The organism is Pseudoalteromonas sp. B62, from assembly GCF_037162565.1.
Taxonomy (GTDB): domain Bacteria; phylum Pseudomonadota; class Gammaproteobacteria; order Enterobacterales; family Alteromonadaceae; genus Pseudoalteromonas; species Pseudoalteromonas fuliginea.
In genome coordinates this window covers 149,599-166,841 of record NZ_JARLVB010000001.1, presented here as the reverse complement: position 1 = coordinate 166,841, position 17,243 = coordinate 149,599, and the positions used below count along the sequence as shown (strand labels likewise).

Genomic DNA, 17,243 nt, shown 5'->3' with positions numbered 1-17,243 from the left:
TAGGCGATTAAATGAATTTTTTAAAATGTTTTACATTGAGCATTGCCATTAGCTTTTTGCTGTTTTGCTCTGTAGTAAATGCAGCAGCTATTAAAGGTGAGTTTAAGCAATATAAGCAATTTAATGGATTTGCTAAGCCTTTTATTTCGTCGGGTGTTTTTTCGTTAATTGACGAAAAACTAATTTGGCAAGTGAAAATGCCTGTTGAGAGTATGCTCATAATAGAAAACGGCAAAGTGCTTGCACAAAATGCCAATGGTGAGTTAATACCACAACCCGGTAGCGAGCAATTTGTAGGATTACTGAGTGACTTACTTAGCGTAAATATGAGTGCGCTGGAAACACGTTTTGACATTGTTAAAATGCAAGACGGTTGCACACAGTTAACACCAAAAGAAGCGATGCTACAGCAATTATTTAGTGATTTTATTTTATGTAATACTGCTAAGCAAGTGAGCAGTATTACACTAAATGAGCACTCAGGAAATAACACAAAAATTGAGTTTACTTATCCCAAATAAAATTATGTTTTTAAATAATGCAGTGGTTAATTAAGGGAATAGTGCAGTGACAAAACGAATTACCGTTATTGTAGGGTGGTTTAGCAGTTTAATTTTACTTTTTGCTGCAGCTTTTTGGCTGTCTAAACCAACGTTTAGCGCCGATATGTTTAGCTTGTTACCAAAATCACACTCTCAAATTGCCTATGCGGAAGATGTTTTTTTTCAACAAAATGCTAACCGTGTTATGTTCTCGTTTGCAGGAAATAATAAAAATAAAGCATTTGATGATTTCCAAAAATGGCTTGACGATAATGCAATTAAAAGCACATTTAACTTTCCGTCCGTTAACGATTTAGCGCAAACATTCTCACCTTTCAAACATGCGTTATTAAGTGATACTTACAAACAAACATTAAGCAACAAAACAACGTTTGAACATTATTACCTTGCGCAATTAAATCAGTTAGGCAACCCATTTGTAAGTGCTACCTTAAGCAAAGATACAAGTTTGAGCTTAGCGGCATTTATAGAAGATAACTTAAAACAAAGCCAATTGTTTACGCTTGAACAAGGCCGTTTAACTCGACGTTTAAAAGGCGTTGAATACCGTGTCATTTTGGCAAACTTAGCGCCTGAAAATTTAGGGGTTAATAAATCAATTGATTTAGCTGGCGCGATAATTAAACAGATCAATATACTTAATAAAACCTACCCTGATTTAAGCATTACTTACTCCGGTGTGCTATTTCATACGGCTGAAAATGCTAAACAAGCTAAATACGAGATGAGCTTGTTTGGTGGCATTAGCTTAATAGCCCTTATTGTTATGGTATTTTGGGTATTTAGGCGTTTAAACAGTATTTTATTAGCAAGCTTTACCGTACTGAGCGCACTTACTGGTGGCGCTATCGCTATGGTGTTGCTATTTAAGACTATTCATTTATTAACGCTTGTTTTTGCAGTTACCTTGATTGGTATTGCCATTGATTATGCATTTCATGGCATGACTGATTTAGCCAAAAAAGAGCATGAAAAAGGCTACAGCAAAGGGACACAATCTGCGCTTTTACTGTCTCTTATTACGACTACGCTGGGTTATTGCTGCTTACTCGGTGCGCCACTGACGTTATTGTCTCAAGTTGGGGTGTTTGTTATTGCCGGTTTGGTGAGTGCATGGCTATTTACCGTGTTAGTTTTGCCATTGTGGCAATCTACGCTCACGTTATCGCCTTCGAGTTTATTAATGAGTAAAAAACTCATCAATGTTTTTGAATATTGTAACCACCTAAAAACACCAATACTTATTACATTACTGGCCTTTATCAGTGCGTTATTTTTAATTAAACCAATTAGCTTTAATGATGATGTAAAGCTATTAAATGCAAGCTCCGATCACTTAATGCTAAACGAAAAAAAGCATTTGTTATTACTTGGACAATGGGACAGCCAAATTGTTTTTATGTTTGCAAATAGCGACGAAGCGCTTTTACAAAAACAAGAACAATTTTTAACACGCTTAACCCAACTAGACCCAAATTTTAAACATAATAGCATTAGCCATTGGTTGCCTAGTTTACAAAGACAGGGCGATAACCAGGCTGTGTTTGAACAGGCTAAAAACAAAGGGACTTTGGATATTGCAGAGCGCGTTACAGGGCAAGCACTTGCAAGTACAAAATCACCGTTAATCACTTATGAAACACTCGTCGCGAGTACATTTAAACCGTTACTGCTTTCTCAAATGGTTGTTGAGCCAAGTCAATCGATAACATGGATGTCTATTTCGGGTATTTCATCTGATCAATTAATTAATGAAGTTGAAAAAAGCAAAGGTGTTTATATTTATAACAAACCTCAACAAATTAGTGCTTTATTAAGTGACTACCGCGAATATTTGCTATTAAGCTTGGTTCTCGCGGGTCTGATCAGCTGGCTACTATTTAGCTGGCGATTTTCGATTAAGATAGCGCTTCTGCAAGTAACCATTTTATCTTTTGTGGTATTGAGTATGCTTTGGATATGTAACGCAATTCAAGGTAGCTTGTCGTTATTTAATTTGCTCGGTGCATTACTTGTTATTGCTTTAGCAATTGATTACCTCGTTTTTTATCAAATAAATAAGTTAGAGCCCAAAAATGTACTGGCGATTAGTTTATCTGCAGCGTCATCAATGTGGGTATTTGGCATGCTGAGTGCCTCTGAAACCCCTGCTATTTTTAGCTTTGGGCTGAGTGTAATGGTCGGGATCTTAGCTATTTATTTTTTATCACCGCTAAGTGTTTTAAAGCCTCAAAAGGAACAATAAATTGAATAACCTTGAGCAGTACGATGTTGTTGTTATTGGCGCGGGTCCATCAGGCGCTCTGGCTAGTAGCCTGTTAGTTCAAAAAGGTTGGCGGGTACTTGTACTCGAGCAACAGGTGTTTCCGCGTTTTTCAATTGGTGAAAGCTTATTACCGCAATGCATGGCCTACTTAGAAGAGGCAGCTTTAATTGATTCAGTACATGACAATGCAGCGTCTTTAGGTTTTCAATTTAAAGATGGTGCTGCTTTTCATCGGGCGGGGCAAAATACAACTATAAACTTCACCGAAAAATTCACTGATGGCCCAGGCACTACGTACCAAGTAAAAAGAGCCGACTTTGACAAGTTATTAGCAGACAAAGCACAAGACCAAGGCGTAGAAATTCGATATAGACACACTGTAGTCGATTATAATGACGAATTAAATGGTGCGTCGTTACTTGTGCACAACGAGCAGCAGCAAGCTTACCGCGTTAATGCTCGGTTTGTATTGGACGCAAGTGGCTTTGGGCGTGTATTACCAAAATTGTTAGATTTAGAGCTTCCCTCTCACTTTCCTGTACGCAGCGCTTACTTTAGCCACTTTAAAGACAATATTAGTGATAAAAACTTCGATCGCAATAAAATTTTGATTACCGTACATCCTCAATATTCTGATGTGTGGTATTGGCTTATTCCCTTTAGTGATGGTACTGCGAGTATTGGTGTTGTGGCGCAGTCGGAGCGTCTTAATAACGACGAATCTAGCGATGTGCTAAATCAATTTATAGAGCAAGACCCTTATTTAAAAACACTGTTGGCACAACGTCAGTTATTAACTCCTGCAAGGAATATTAAAGGTTACTCGGCAAATGTGAGTAAGTTATATGGTAAGCACTTTGCTTTATTGGGTAATGCGGGGGAGTTTTTAGACCCTGTATTTTCATCAGGTGTAACAATTGCACTCAAATCAGCAAATTTAATTGCCCCACTTGTTGATCGCTATTTAAAAGATGAGAACGTTGATTTTGACACCCACTACGCACAGCCATTACAAGCTGGAGTCGATTGTTTTAGAACATTTGTAACAGGGTGGTACGATACACGTTTTCAGGATGTAATATTTTACTCTGAACAAAATACCCAAGTACGAGAAATGATCAGTGCTATTTTAGCGGGCTATGCATGGGATACTAATAATCCATTTGTTGCGCAAAGTGAACGTCGTTTAAATGTGTTGGCTCAGTTATGTCAAAATTAATTAAGTATGCGGTGTGTATTGTATTTATATTTGCTGTATTGAGTGCATGTACGAGTTTAACAGCATCTAAAAATAGAGTGTATCTATCGCCTAATATCCAATTAAATATTAATAGCGTCCCAACACAAATGTTTGGCCAGTCTTGGCAGCATGTTTTGTATATTACGAATCAGCAAAACACACACACTGTATTTGCTCAATTAGCTATAAATGGCAAAGGTGCAATTAAGTTATTGTTAATGACAGTGCAAGGCTTTCCAATTATGGAGCTAGAAAAACCTTTAAATGGTCCAGTAAAAACAAGAAAGATGTTGGCGGTAGAAGGGATAGACCCTCATTATATTTTGGCGGATATTGCATTAGTACATTGGCCAGTAGCATTTTTACAAAAGCAGTTAGAGGGTGCTTTAATAGAGCAGGTTGACTCTAATCGGGAGGTATTTAACGATGAGGGTACATTTATCACTATTGACTATAGTGATGATTCGACAACGTTGAACAATATTTTACATCAGTATCAAATAACATTTAAAAAGGTAGAACAGTGACATATTGGCTGAATGATTTAGGCATTGTGAGTGCGATGGGCATAGGCCAAGATGCAACCACAACAAGCTTAAATAAATATAACCCTGCAACTCCTTTATTAACTTTAAATAAAAGTTTAAGTGCTGAGCAAGCCCTGCTGTATGTAGGGCAAGTTCAGTCTATTGCTTTATCAAATAATAAACGTATCAATACATTTATTGATCTAGCTTTAGAACAGATTAAGCCAACCTTAGATAAACTTTCGCATATTGATAGGTCGCGTATTGCAATTGTAATGGGTACTAGTACATCAGGTATTCATGATGGTGAAAGAGCGCGTAAAAGCTATGAAAGTACAAAGCTCTGGCCTGATGACTTTAGTTACAGTGATCAAGAGTTAGCTACACCCGCTCATTACATTGCACATAAAATAGGTGCATTAGGGCCTTGTTACAGTATTTCTACAGCGTGTACCTCAAGTGCAAAAGCGCTAATTAGTGCGCGTGCGTTGTTAAATGCTGATTTAGCTGATGTAGTAATTTGTGGTGGTGCAGATAGTTTGTGTCAATTAACAATTAATGGCTTTGATTCGCTAGCCTCTTTAAGCTCAGGTTTATGTCAGCCTTTTTCTAGCAATAGAGACGGCATTAATATTGGTGAGGGGGCAGCTTTATTTGTAATGACTAAAAATACACCAATAATAAATAACGGCATTATGCTAGTAGGCAGTGGGGAAAGTTCTGATGCTCATCATATGTCTGCACCTGATCCTAATGGAATGGGTGCTCAAGAATCAATGGAAAAAGCATTAAAAAGTGCAAAGTTATCCTCTGGTGATATTGACTATATTAATGCCCATGGTACGGCCACCTTCAAAAATGACGAAATGGAAGCACTTGCAATTAATCGCGTGTTTGGCAACAATACCCCGCTTAGCTCAAGTAAGCATTTAACAGGACATACTTTAGGTGCTGCAGGCGCCATTGAAGCCGGTATATGTTGGTTATTATTAAAAGACAGCGGCCAACATATACTGCCATATAACGCAATTAAAGAAGACGGTGATTTGGCTGATATAAAAATAATAAAACAAGCGTTTAAGCCCGCTCTTAAATACTGCTTATCTAATTCATTTGCATTTGGCGGTAATAATGCCAGCTTAATATTGGGAGTTAATGTTGACTAATTACCCTATAGAGCTAGTAGTCCCGCACGACGCGCCTATGATTTTAATCGACAGCCTTTTAGCGTATAGCGAAGATGAAGCACAATGCATTATTACTATCACTGAGCAAAGCCCTTTTTTTAGTCCTGCGATTAATGGTGTACCTAGCTATATTGGCGTTGAGTATATGGCGCAGTCTATTGCCGCTTACGCTGGCGCGTTGGCGAATGATGAAAATAAACCTGTAAAAATTGGTTTTTTAATTGGTACGCGAAAATATCAAACTTATCTACCGTGTTTTAAAAACGGCAGTAAGCTGACTATTGAAGTGAAAAAGCTATATCAAGAAGAGTCAGGTTTGAGTGTATTTGAATGCCAAATACATGATTGTGAGACTGTACTTTGCCAAGCAAAAATTAATGTATTTCAGCCTGAAAATCCGCTGGAATTTATAAGAGAAAATCAATGATAAAAAGAATTTTAGTTACAGGTTCAAGCCGTGGTATTGGTAAAGCTATTGCGTTAAAACTTGCTGAGCAAGGGTTTGATATTGCAGTGCATTGCAGATCGGGTGTTGAGCAGGCTCAAGCAACATGCTATGAGATTAATGCATTAGGTAGAGCTACCAGTTTATTACAATTTGATGTATGCGACAGAGAGCAAGCCAAAGCACAAATAATAGAAGATATAGCTAAGCATGGCGCTTATTATGGCGTGGTGTGTAATGCAGGTATTACTAACGATATGGCATTTCCTGCTATGCAAGGGGAAGACTGGGATTGTGTAATACGTACAGGCCTTGATGGGTTTTATAATGTAGTACACCCAACTGTAATGCCTATGGTACAAAGCCGTAAAGGTGGGCGAATAATTACAATGTCGTCGGTATCAGGTATTGCAGGTAACCGAGGGCAAGTAAATTATAGTGCAGCAAAAGCTGGTATTATTGGAGCTACTAAAGCACTTGCATTAGAATTGGCAAAACGCAAAATCACAGTTAATTGTGTGGCACCTGGTTTGATAGAAACGGCGATGACTGACGAATTACCTATTGATGAAATGATGAAAATGATCCCCCTCAAGCGCATGGGGAGCGTTAAAGAAATTGCAGGAACCGTCGCTTTTTTAATGTCTGATGACGCAGCATATATTACACGCCAAGTAATTTCTGTTAATGGTGGCATGGTTTGATGAAACGCGTTGTCGTAACCGGTATGTCAGTGGTCACTGCATTGGGTGATGATTGGTCTGAATTTAAACAAGCCTTAATTAAAGGCGAAAATGCGGTTGTTACTATGCCAGAGTGGGATATAGCTAACGAACTCAATACCCGTTTAGCCGCGCCAGTTAAACACTTTGAGCGACCAAGTCATTACAAACGAAAACAAATCCGTTCAATGGGGCGAGTATCACTTATGTCAACTCGTGCTACTGAATGCGCACTTGAACAAGCCAAACTACTAGAGCACGACAGTCTAACAGATGGCTCTACGGGCATAGCGTATGGCTCATCTACGGGCTCTACTGAGCCACTACTCGCCTTTGCAAATATGATGGAAACGGGGTCGATGTCAGGTGTAACAGCCACGAGTTACATTAAAATGATGGCACATACTGCCCCTGTAAATGTTGGTGTGTTTTTTGGTTTAAAAGGGCGTGTTATAACAACAAGCTCTGCTTGTACATCGGGATCTCAAGGAATAGGCTTCGCCTATGAAGCGATTAAGTTTGGCCGACAAAAAATAATGGTGGCTGGTGGAGCGGAGGAATTATGCATCACAGAGGCTGCAGTATTTGATACGCTTTATGCAACATCTACAAAAAATGACACACCAAAGCAAACACCTCGTCCCTTTGATGTAAATCGTGATGGCTTAGTGATAGGCGAAGGCGCGGGTACACTTATTTTAGAAGAATACGAACATGCAAAAGCGCGCGGAGCAACAATATTAGCTGAGGTGGTTGGTTTTGGTTGTAATTCTGATGGACAGCACGTTACTCAACCAACATCAAAAACAATGCAACTAGCGATAGAAATGGCACTACAAGATGCCAATTTAGAACCAGAAAAAATTGGTTACGTTAATGCTCATGGTACATCAACAGATAAAGGTGATATTGCCGAGTCTCACGCAACGTTTAAAGCATTGGGTAGTAAACCTATTAGCTCGTTAAAAAGTTATTTGGGGCATACATTAGGTGCTTGTGGGGCAATAGAGGCATGGGCAAGCATTAATATGATGGCTGATAATTGGTTTGCACCAACAATTAATCTAGATAACGTTGATGACGAATGTGCTCAGCTTGATTACATAAGGCATCAAGGACGTGAGATTAATACCGATTATGTGATGAGTAATAACTTTGCGTTTGGTGGTATTAACACCTCTTTAATATTTAAACGTTATAAAGCAGATTAAACGCGTTAAAATAGAACTAATGACTAACTGTTGACTCGTTTTTGCTGTATAATTTGCGACCCTTGATAATGTGGCCGTAGGTTATACAGCATGAATTTTAAATCTTTTAGTTTCGCTCCTGAAATCATCCAGGCGTTGGACGAACTTAACTATCACACTCTTACGCCCATTCAGCGCGCAGCTATTCCTGCTGTTCGTAAAGGTAAAGACGTTTTAGCCAGTGCACAAACTGGTACCGGCAAAACTGCCGCGTTTGCTTTACCTATCATCCAAAAATTGGTTGAGTCTGAACTCAGCACAACGAATGCACCTCATGCATTAGTACTTGCGCCAACGCGTGAACTTGCAGAACAAATTGCAAATAACTTCAGAGATTTTGCAAAGCATACTTCGCTTAAAGTCGTTAGTTTATTTGGTGGTGTTAGTACCGCCGGCCAAGCAAACGCTTTAAAAGAAGGTGTGGATATTGTTGTTGCTACACCAGGTCGTTTATTTGATCATATTCGTTTAGGTAACTTAAGCCTTGCAAGTGTTAAGCACCTTGTTCTTGATGAAGCTGACCGTATGCTTGATATGGGCTTTATTGAAGATATGCAAAACGTTATTAAAAGCTGTGCAGAAGAGCGCCAGATTTTACTTTTCTCAGCTACATTCCCTGCAGCAATTAAACAGTTTGCATCTAAGGTATTAAAACAAGCTGAAATAGTACGTGTTGATCAAACTAACAGTACAGCAAGCACTGTTGAGCATGTTGTTTACCCTGTTGAAGAACGTCGTAAGCAAGAGCTACTTTCTGAATTGATTGGTAAGAAAAACTGGCAACAAGTGCTTGTATTTGTAAACATGAAAGAAACGGCTGACGAGCTTGTAAAAGAGCTTAACCTTGATGGTATTCCGGCGGGCGTTTGCCACGGTGACAAATCTCAAGGTAACCGTCGTCGTGCACTTCGTGAATTTAAAGAAGGTAAAGTGCGCGTATTAGTGGCTACAGAAGTGGCTGCTCGCGGTATTGATATTGATGGTTTACCTCGTGTAATTAATATTGATTTACCATGGCTTGCAGAAGATTACGTTCACCGTATTGGCCGTACAGGTCGTGCTGGTCGCCAAGGTCAAGCAATTTCATTTGTTAGCCGCGAAGAAGAAAACACTTTGTTTGAAATTGAAACGTTAATCGGTCAAAAAATCAAACGTGTATATTTAGAAGGTTACGAAGTAAGTAACCGTGAAGTACTCATTGATAAAATTGGTAAAAAACCAGCGCATTTACGCCGTACACGTTCTAACAAGTTATCAGGACAAGCAACCGGTGAAGCGCGAGCAGTAAATCGCTCACGTATTTCAAGCGTTCGTAAAAGCTTAAAAGGCGAAAAACTGTCACTTAAAAAGTCATAGTTAACGCCGTTTAGTTTAAAAAAACCTGAGTTTACTCAGGTTTTTTTGTGCCTAGTGATAACACCTCATCAATAATATTTGCGTATACATAAGCCGCTTGCTCGTCCTCTTTATTTGCTATTATGGACAAACCAACCGGTAAACCACTTACTTTTCCGACAGGTAGGGTTATGTGCGTTGTTCCTGCAATAGCAGATAACGAACTACTACTGCCATTAAAATTATCACCATTAACTAAGTCTGTTTTCCAGGCGGGTGATACTGTAGGCGCTATAACAATATCAAGCTTGTTGTTTTTATATACATTAACAATGGCTGTCGTTGCTAAAGTGCGATAGCGTTCTTTAGTCTCTTGGTATTTTTGTTTGTTTGTTAAATCAATAGCCTGCGATTGAACTAGGATATCTTGCTCAAAGTGGGGCATTTCTGTATTTTTATTTTGAATATTAAAATTAATAAGTGCTTTTAGGCTTTTAACAGCTACTTGTGCGGGAGTGCTTGCGAGGTAGTGATTAATTTCGGCTTTAAAGTCGTAAAGTAAAATATAGTATTCATCAACAAATAGCGTATCTAAGTTATCAGTAATAACTACATTAATAACAGTGTGCCCAGCCTGTTTTAATGCTTGTAACTGCTTGGCATAAAGGCGCTGCGTTTCAATTGTAAATTTATCGCTAGGTAGCGCACCGATAATAAGTGACGATTTTGATTTTAGATTACCTGCTTTTAATTCAAACCCTGTAGTTGTTGCATCAAGGGGGTCCTCACCTTGCAAAACCGACAAAACCAGCAGTGCATCTTTAAGTGAATGCGCCATCGGCCCTACTGAATCTTGACTGCTAGAAAGAGGCACTACACCTGAGCGTGATACTTGGCCCATACTCGGTTTTATTGCATAAACTCCATTTACTGAGGCAGGGCACGTAATTGAACCGTCTGTTTCAGTCCCTAATGCTATAGGCGCAAAGTTAAGTGCGATTGCCACAGCAGAGCCTGCACTAGAACCACATGGATTACGTGTTACATCGTGCGCATTATGTGTTTGCCCACCTACGGCACTCCAGCCTGACGATGAATAGGATGAACGAAAATTTGCCCATTCACTTAAATTAGCTTTGCCTAAAATTATAGCGCCCGCATTACGTAGTTGTTTAACAACAAAAGCATCATTATTAGTAACGTTATTTTTAAGTGCTAAAGAGCCAGCCGTTGTGGGAAGTGTGCCTTTCGTTTCTATATTATCTTTAAGAAGTACAGGTATTCCGTGTAATGGACCTGCCCAAGAGCCTTTGGCGGCAAGTTCATCTAACGTTTTAGCTTGAGCAATAGCTGTAGGTTCAATACTAATAACTGCATTGTATTGTGGGTTAAGTTTATTAATTCGCTCTATATAACTTTGGGTGAGTTGCTGTGCATTAATAGAATTATTTTTATATGCAGTGTGGATTTCATCGATGGTTTTTAGCTCTTGTGCTTTAGCGTTAAAAATTGCTAATACAATAAGCAACGAAAAGGTAAATGTTTTGATCATTGTTGAGGTGCTTGAGGTGTTATTATTTTCTATACATTTAGCACAAAAAAACCTCACAAAGTGAGGCTTTTCGATAAACAGCTTAAAAAAGAGGTTTAAGCGTTTTCTAACATAGACAGTGCGACTGCTTCAGCTGCTTTAATACCATCAATACCCGCTGATAAAATACCGCCAGCGTAACCTGCGCCTTCACCTGCAGGGTAAAGCCCTTTGGTGTTAATACTTTGGAATGTTTTATCACGCTTAATACTAATAGGCGACGAAGTACGTGTTTCCACACCGGTTAATAAACCGTCGTTAGTTGAAAAACCACGAATTTGTTTATTAAACGCTGGTATCGCTTCGCGAAGGGCATCAATTGCAAATTGTGGTAACACTTTACTCAAGTCAGTTAACTTAATACCAGGTGTGTAAGAGGGTTGTACTTCTCCTAAATCTGCAGATGATTTACCTTTTAAGAAATCTCCAATTAACTGCGCTGGTGCATCGTAGTTGCTACCACCAAGCTCATACGCTTGCTCTTCAAGTTTGCGTTGTAAGTCTATTCCAGCAAGTGGATTACCAGGGAAATCTTGCTCTGGTGATATACCTACCACAATAGCGCTGTTAGCGTTGCGCTCACTTCGTGAATATTGACTCATACCATTGGTAACAACACGGCCTTCTTCAGAGGTTGCCGCGACTACTGTGCCACCTGGGCACATACAAAAGCTGTAAACCGTGCGGCCATTGTCGCAATGATGCACAAGTTTATAATCGGCAGAGCCTAAAATTGGGTTTCCTGCATTTGTGCCAAAACGACATTCATCGATCATTGATTGTTTATGTTCGATTCTAAAACCGACTGAAAATGGCTTTGCTTCAACATAAATCCCTTTTTTGTGGATCATATCAAACGTGTCACGTGCGCTGTGGCCAACGGCTAATACAACATGGCGAGTGTTTAGCTGCTCGCCATTTGAAAGCGTTAAACCTGTTACTTGCCCGTCGTCTAAATGAATATCGTCAACACGTGTGCTAAAGCGAATTTCGCCGCCAAGCTCTATTATACGAGCGCGCATTTTTTCAATCATGGTGACAAGTTTAAACGTACCAATGTGTGGCTTACTTACGTATAAAATTTCATCGGGTGCGCCTGCTTCTACAAATTCAGTAATGACTTTTCGGCCATAATGCTTTGGATCTTTTACTTGGCTGTATAACTTACCGTCTGAGAATGTACCTGCGCCACCTTCACCAAATTGTACATTTGATTCTGTATTAAGTGTGCGTTTACGCCAAAAGCCAAACGTGTCTTTTGTACGTTCACGTACTTCTTTACCGCGCTCTAATATAATGGGTTTAAAGCCCATTTGAGCAAGTAATAAGCCCGCAAATAAACCACAAGGACCAAAACCAATCACGACAGGGCGCTCTTTGATATTATTGTTAGCTTGGGCTACAAATTTATAACTTGTGTCTGGTGCTACTTTTACATGCTGGTCTTTTTCAAATGCTGCGAGTAGCTCGGCTTCGTTATCAACTTCTATATCGAGTGTATAAATAAGTAAAATAGCTGATTTTTTACGTGCATCATAACCACGTTTAAACACATTAAAACTGTGCAATTGTTCAGGTTGGATTTTTAGTTTATTTACAATTGCTTGACCAATTGCGTCTTCGTCATGATCAAGTGGCAGCTTTATTTCGGTTAAACGTATCATTTATATCTCTTTTAGGTGTCATAGCGGGGTATTATTACCGCTCACAATAAGGGGATGCAGGGCACAACGAGTGTGCAAACATTAGGCGCGCATTTTACGTTAAAATAGCCTGATATGGCACTTATTTATTGTATTTTTGGGGTGGATGGGTATGATCCACAACTGTTGTTCAAAATCTTAGGTATTAAAATAGTATGGCGTTTGTTGTCACCGAAAATTGTATAAAATGTAAGTACACCGATTGCGTATCAGTGTGCCCAGCAGATGCATTTTTTGAAGGCCCTAATTTTTTAGCAATTAGCCCGATTGATTGTATTGATTGTGGCTTATGTGTCCCTGAGTGTTCAGCTGATGCGATATACCAAGAAGATGAGCTACCAGAGTCTCAAAAAGAGTTTACTGAATTAAATGCTGAACTTGCACTGGTCTGGCCGCGCATTACAGAGGTTAAACCTGCACCAGAGGACGCTGATGTATGGAATGGTATAGACAACAAACTTAAGTTACTCGAAACTTAATTATCATTTTAAAATTAGTCCTTTATTATTAATTCGTTAATATTTAGCGTAATAATCTTTGCAAGGTATTAACAAATGTACTCGCTTAAATTACAATTCATCCTATAAATTACTCACAACGAGTAAAGCAAATTTAAATGGATGTTTATGCAACTCTTTATAACCATAATAAAAAAATTATTTTTATACTTTCAAGTTTTTCTTTATTACTATCCAGCCTAGATGTAGCCGCTGAAAGACAGCAAGTATCCTTATCCCGCATTGCTTCAAATATCACCGTTGATGGTGTTATGGATGAAGCGCATTGGAAAGATGCGACACGTGTTTCCTTACTCTACCAAGACGAGCCTAATGAAAAAGGCACTCCTCCTGTAAAAACTGATGCCTTTATCTATGAAGATGGCACAAACTTATATGTTGCCTATGTTGCACAAGACCCAGACCCTACGCAAATTCGTGCATCACTTCGTGATCGTGATACGCTCTGGGAAGACGACGTAGTTATTCTAGTTATTGATACATTTAATGATGAACGCAGTGGCTATGAATTCCATGTGAACCCGCTGGGCGCGCAAGGCGATATACGAATGACCGATACCGATGGGTGGAGCTCTGATACTTCATGGAATGCTATTTGGGATAGCGCAGGACAAATTAACGAGAAAGGTTATGTTGTTGAAATGCGTATTCCTTTTAAAGCACTGCGTTTTCCTGAAAATAAAAATGAGCTAACGTGGGGTTTTTCTGTAATGAGAAACTATCAACGAGATGTATTATATCAGCTATCAAACATGGGCTTTGACAGAAATGTGAAATGCAGCCTTTGTCAGTTTGATAAGTTAGTTGGCTTTAGTGACATTGAATCAAGTAAAAATATTCAATTAACACCTACCTTGACGGCACTTCGTAACGATAACAAACCTGAATTACCGGGTGATTGGAATAATGGCGATATAGACACTGAAGTGGGCTTAGATTTACGCTGGGGTTTAACAAAAGACGCTGTTTTAAACGCAACAATTAACCCTGATTTCTCGCAAGTAGAAACAGACTCTTTAGAACTTGATGTAAACACAACCTTCTCTATTTATTACGCTGAAAAGCGTCCTTTCTTTTTAGATGGTGCTTCTTACTTTAAAAGCAGCTTATTTGAACTTTTATACACGCGTACAATTGCAGAGCCTAATTTAGGCGCAAAATTAACGGGTAAAACAGGCAATCATAGTTATGCTTTAATGCTGGCTGACGACGACAACAGTAATATTTTACTGCCAACGAATCAGGGCTCTGGCTTTGCAAGCTTAAACGAAAAAACGAATGCGGTGGCTGGGCGTTATCAATATGATATTGGTCAGCAAGGTACTATTGGACTTTCAAGCACACATAGAGAAAGTGATAGCTACCATAATACAGTATTGTCAGTTGATGGTAGTTATTGGTTTAATCAATCGGATACTCTTTTGTATCAAGTATCGACGGCTGATACTCGCAACTCGGCGTTTTTAATTGAAAACTATAACTTATCTGAAACTCAGTCAGATGAAGCATATGCCCTGGAACTTACCCGTGATAAACGTGATTACAAATTGTTCGCCTCTTATGAAAATATTGGGCAGGATTACCGCACTGATTTAGGTTATCAAGCTAAAGTCGATTATGAAAAAGTAGGCTTAGGTGGCGGACAAACATGGTACAGAGATGAGTCAGATTTACTTACTTCATGGTCATATGAAGCTGACTGGGATAAAACGTGGGCGCAAAACGGCGACTTACTTGAAGAAGAATACGAAGGTTTTTTAAGCTTCAAAGGTCAAAAACAATCCATTTTTGAAATTGGTTTAGTGCACCGTTATGAAAATTATAACGATAATTTTTATAATCAAAATATTGGATATATTTACACTGGATTCAAACCTACTAAAGATTTAAAGCTTTCGTTATATCTTGAATACGCTAGCCGAATTGATTATGCGAATGAGCAGATTGGCGATGTGTTTGATACCCAAACTCAAGTAATATGGGATATTAACGACCACTGGCAGCTTGATGTGAAACATAATTACAGCCAATTAGACAACCCACAAGGGGATCGTGTATTCACAGCGAACTTGGTTGATTTTAGGCTTCATTATAAATTCAGTATGCGTTCAATACTTAAGTTAATTTTACAATTTGAAGATATAGATCGTAACGAAAAAGCTTACTTTTATCAGGTTAGTCAAACTAATAAGGATTATGGTAGCCAGCTTGTTTACTCATATAAAATTAACGCACAAACATTATTTTATTTAGGGTATTCAGATAGAGGGTACCAAGACGATTCACTCAAAAATATTGAACGAGATCAGCGTACGTTTTTTACAAAAGTTAGCTATGCATGGCAACTTTAAAGTAGCTAAAACGAGGTGATTAATGCTTATTAGTCACCTCGAAAGACTGTTACAATTTTATTTAATTACAATAATCATATGTATAGTTTCGAGTTTAATAGTAAATTTCTTTTACTAGGGCCTGTTGACCTTTCAGGATTAAAGTTTGTTCAATCTAGGGGCGATTTAATCGCGGCGTGAGGTTTGTAACCTAGCGGGCTAAGTTAAAACCAAGCAACAAAGAGTAAATTGCCCCTAGGCAGAACCCTTCGGGCTGACGAATCCCCAAAACGTGACAGGCACAGCAATTTATGATCTTATGTAAATCACCACAACCCACATAAGTCACAACTGCTATGCCTGACACATCAGTTTGCCATAAGTACTTTAAACATGCATTAGCGCCATTCAATAATGCCAGAGTAAAAACATTACTAAGCTGCAGTAATGCATTAATTTCGGGTAATAAACTTACCTTAACTGAAATCGGCAGAAATTTGTCTGGCGCTGTGGATGTAAAACATAAAATAAAACGCGTTGATCGCTTCTTAAAAAATACTCACCTCTACAATGAAAGGGTCGCTATCTATAAAGCATTAGCTCATCCTATTATCGACTCTTTACCAATGCTTGCAATTGCCGTTGACTGGAGCGGTGCCTGTGGTCACGACTATCACTTACTGCGAGCAAGCTTACTTGTGGATGGGCGCTCTATCGTGATTTATAACATGATTGTTGAGCAGAAGAATTTTGATAGCCCAGCAACCAACAGCCTGTTTTTAGATGAACTTTATGAAGTGCTTGGACGACATCCTAGTGTCTATATTGTAACAGACGGCGGCTTTCTTACGCCTTGGTATAGTAAAGTACGCGAACTTGGTTGGCATATGATAGGTCGATTAAGAGGCTCAATGAAGTGTAAACTAGCCATGCAATCACAATGGCATACATTAAAACAACTTAGGGCTGGTGCCAGCGATATACCAAAGGCGTTAGGTCAAGCAAGACTAACTCAGTCCAGCCCGACAGCATGCGATGCATTTTTACACGTATATCATGGAAAAAATAAAGGAAGAAAAGGAAAAAGCAGATTTACGAAAGATACAAAAATGTATCAAAACTTAGCGAAAGAGCCATGGTTACTCGCGACATCAGACAATACAATGACGAGTAAGCGAGTAGTTGGTTTATATAGTAAAAGAATGCAAATAGAGCAAAATTTCCGCGATGACAAAAGTTTGAGATATGGTTTTTCGTGGCGTTTTAGTAAAAGCACCGGCATAAATAGAATAGGAATATTATGCTTGATAGCCACAATAGCGAGCACTGCGTTATGGTTTATAGGGTGTGAAGCAGAAAAAAGAAAGTGGCATATAAAATTTCAAGCAAATAGTGTTAAGAATCGCCGAGTTCTTTCATTTTTAACCTTAGCCAAGCAAGTCATAAAGCTATGTAAGAGACGTATTACACAAAGCTATATAGAAAAAAGTTTAAAAAACTTTATTTCTAATTATCAAAAAGAGGCCGCTGGATAAAGTGGGGATCCCTCAGCCCTTCGGGCAGCGC

At 38.8% G+C, this 17,243-nt stretch carries 13 protein-coding genes and 1 pseudogene; 12 read left to right on the top strand and 2 right to left on the bottom strand.

Going from position 1 to position 17,243, the window contains the following annotated elements:
* The first annotated feature begins 11 nt into the window (after nucleotides 1–11).
* The 9 genes from P4S71_RS00565 to P4S71_RS00525 all read left to right on the top strand — a co-directional run bounded on the left by P4S71_RS00565 (nucleotide 12) and on the right by P4S71_RS00525 (nucleotide 9,556).
* On the top strand, nucleotides 12–521 hold the full coding sequence (locus P4S71_RS00565) for an outer membrane lipoprotein carrier protein LolA (RefSeq protein ID WP_007378691.1): 510 nt from the start codon (nucleotides 12–14) through the stop codon (nucleotides 519–521).
* Nucleotides 522–567: 46 nt separating this feature from the next.
* The gene (locus tag P4S71_RS00560; protein ID WP_337149830.1) at nucleotides 568–2,808 is read left to right on the top strand and encodes a transporter; all 2,241 of its coding nucleotides are present in this window, start codon (nucleotides 568–570) and stop codon (nucleotides 2,806–2,808) included.
* 1 nt (nucleotide 2,809) lies between these two features.
* Nucleotides 2,810–4,048 carry an NAD(P)/FAD-dependent oxidoreductase gene (locus P4S71_RS00555; protein ID WP_337120949.1) on the top strand — a complete coding sequence of 413 codons (1,239 nt, stop codon included), beginning with the start codon at nucleotides 2,810–2,812 and terminating at the stop codon, nucleotides 4,046–4,048.
* Complete coding sequence (locus P4S71_RS00550; RefSeq protein ID WP_337120951.1) at nucleotides 4,036–4,596, top strand: DUF3261 domain-containing protein; 561 nt, start codon at nucleotides 4,036–4,038, stop codon at nucleotides 4,594–4,596. Before P4S71_RS00555 ends, P4S71_RS00550 begins: the two co-directional genes overlap by 13 nt.
* A complete protein-coding gene (locus tag P4S71_RS00545) occupies nucleotides 4,593–5,762 on the top strand; it encodes a beta-ketoacyl-ACP synthase (RefSeq protein ID WP_337120952.1) in 1,170 nt (389 codons plus the stop codon). Before P4S71_RS00550 ends, P4S71_RS00545 begins: the two co-directional genes overlap by 4 nt.
* Nucleotides 5,755–6,210 (top strand): hotdog family protein, encoded by a 456-nt coding sequence (locus tag P4S71_RS00540; RefSeq protein WP_337121199.1) that lies wholly within the window; start codon nucleotides 5,755–5,757, stop codon nucleotides 6,208–6,210. Before P4S71_RS00545 ends, P4S71_RS00540 begins: the two co-directional genes overlap by 8 nt.
* The gene (gene fabG, locus P4S71_RS00535) at nucleotides 6,207–6,932 is read left to right on the top strand and encodes a 3-oxoacyl-ACP reductase FabG (protein ID WP_337120953.1); all 726 of its coding nucleotides are present in this window, start codon (nucleotides 6,207–6,209) and stop codon (nucleotides 6,930–6,932) included. Before P4S71_RS00540 ends, fabG begins: the two co-directional genes overlap by 4 nt.
* Complete coding sequence (locus P4S71_RS00530; protein ID WP_337120954.1) at nucleotides 6,932–8,161, top strand: beta-ketoacyl-ACP synthase; 1,230 nt, start codon at nucleotides 6,932–6,934, stop codon at nucleotides 8,159–8,161. Before fabG ends, P4S71_RS00530 begins: the two co-directional genes overlap by 1 nt.
* 90 nt (nucleotides 8,162–8,251) lie before the next feature.
* Nucleotides 8,252–9,556 carry a DEAD/DEAH box helicase gene (locus P4S71_RS00525; protein ID WP_002958629.1) on the top strand — a complete coding sequence of 435 codons (1,305 nt, stop codon included), beginning with the start codon at nucleotides 8,252–8,254 and terminating at the stop codon, nucleotides 9,554–9,556.
* 31 nt (nucleotides 9,557–9,587) lie between these two features.
* Here P4S71_RS00525 and P4S71_RS00520 read toward each other — a convergent pair whose 3' ends face one another.
* Together P4S71_RS00520 and P4S71_RS00515 are read right to left on the bottom strand one after the other, a co-directional pair.
* Nucleotides 9,588–11,087, bottom strand: a complete 1,500-nt coding sequence (locus P4S71_RS00520; RefSeq protein WP_096794550.1) for an amidase family protein — start codon at nucleotides 11,085–11,087, stop codon at nucleotides 9,588–9,590.
* 95 nt (nucleotides 11,088–11,182) lie between these two features.
* On the bottom strand, nucleotides 11,183–12,790 hold the full coding sequence (locus P4S71_RS00515) for an NAD(P)/FAD-dependent oxidoreductase (protein WP_002958627.1): 1,608 nt from the start codon (nucleotides 12,788–12,790) through the stop codon (nucleotides 11,183–11,185).
* Nucleotides 12,791–12,984: 194 nt separating this feature from the next.
* On the opposite strand from P4S71_RS00515, the gene fdxA reads away from it, so the two are divergent.
* From fdxA to P4S71_RS00500, 3 genes and pseudogenes are all read left to right on the top strand, one after another.
* Nucleotides 12,985–13,308, top strand: a complete 324-nt coding sequence (gene fdxA, locus P4S71_RS00510; RefSeq protein ID WP_024599924.1) for a ferredoxin FdxA — start codon at nucleotides 12,985–12,987, stop codon at nucleotides 13,306–13,308.
* Nucleotides 13,309–13,455: 147 nt separating this feature from the next.
* Nucleotides 13,456–15,698, top strand: a pseudogene (locus tag P4S71_RS00505) (DUF5916 domain-containing protein).
* 335 nt (nucleotides 15,699–16,033) lie between these two features.
* Entirely contained in the window at nucleotides 16,034–17,212 is a 1,179-nt protein-coding gene (locus P4S71_RS00500) for an IS4 family transposase (RefSeq protein ID WP_050484169.1), read from the top strand.
* Nucleotides 17,213–17,243: the final 31 nt, after the last annotated feature.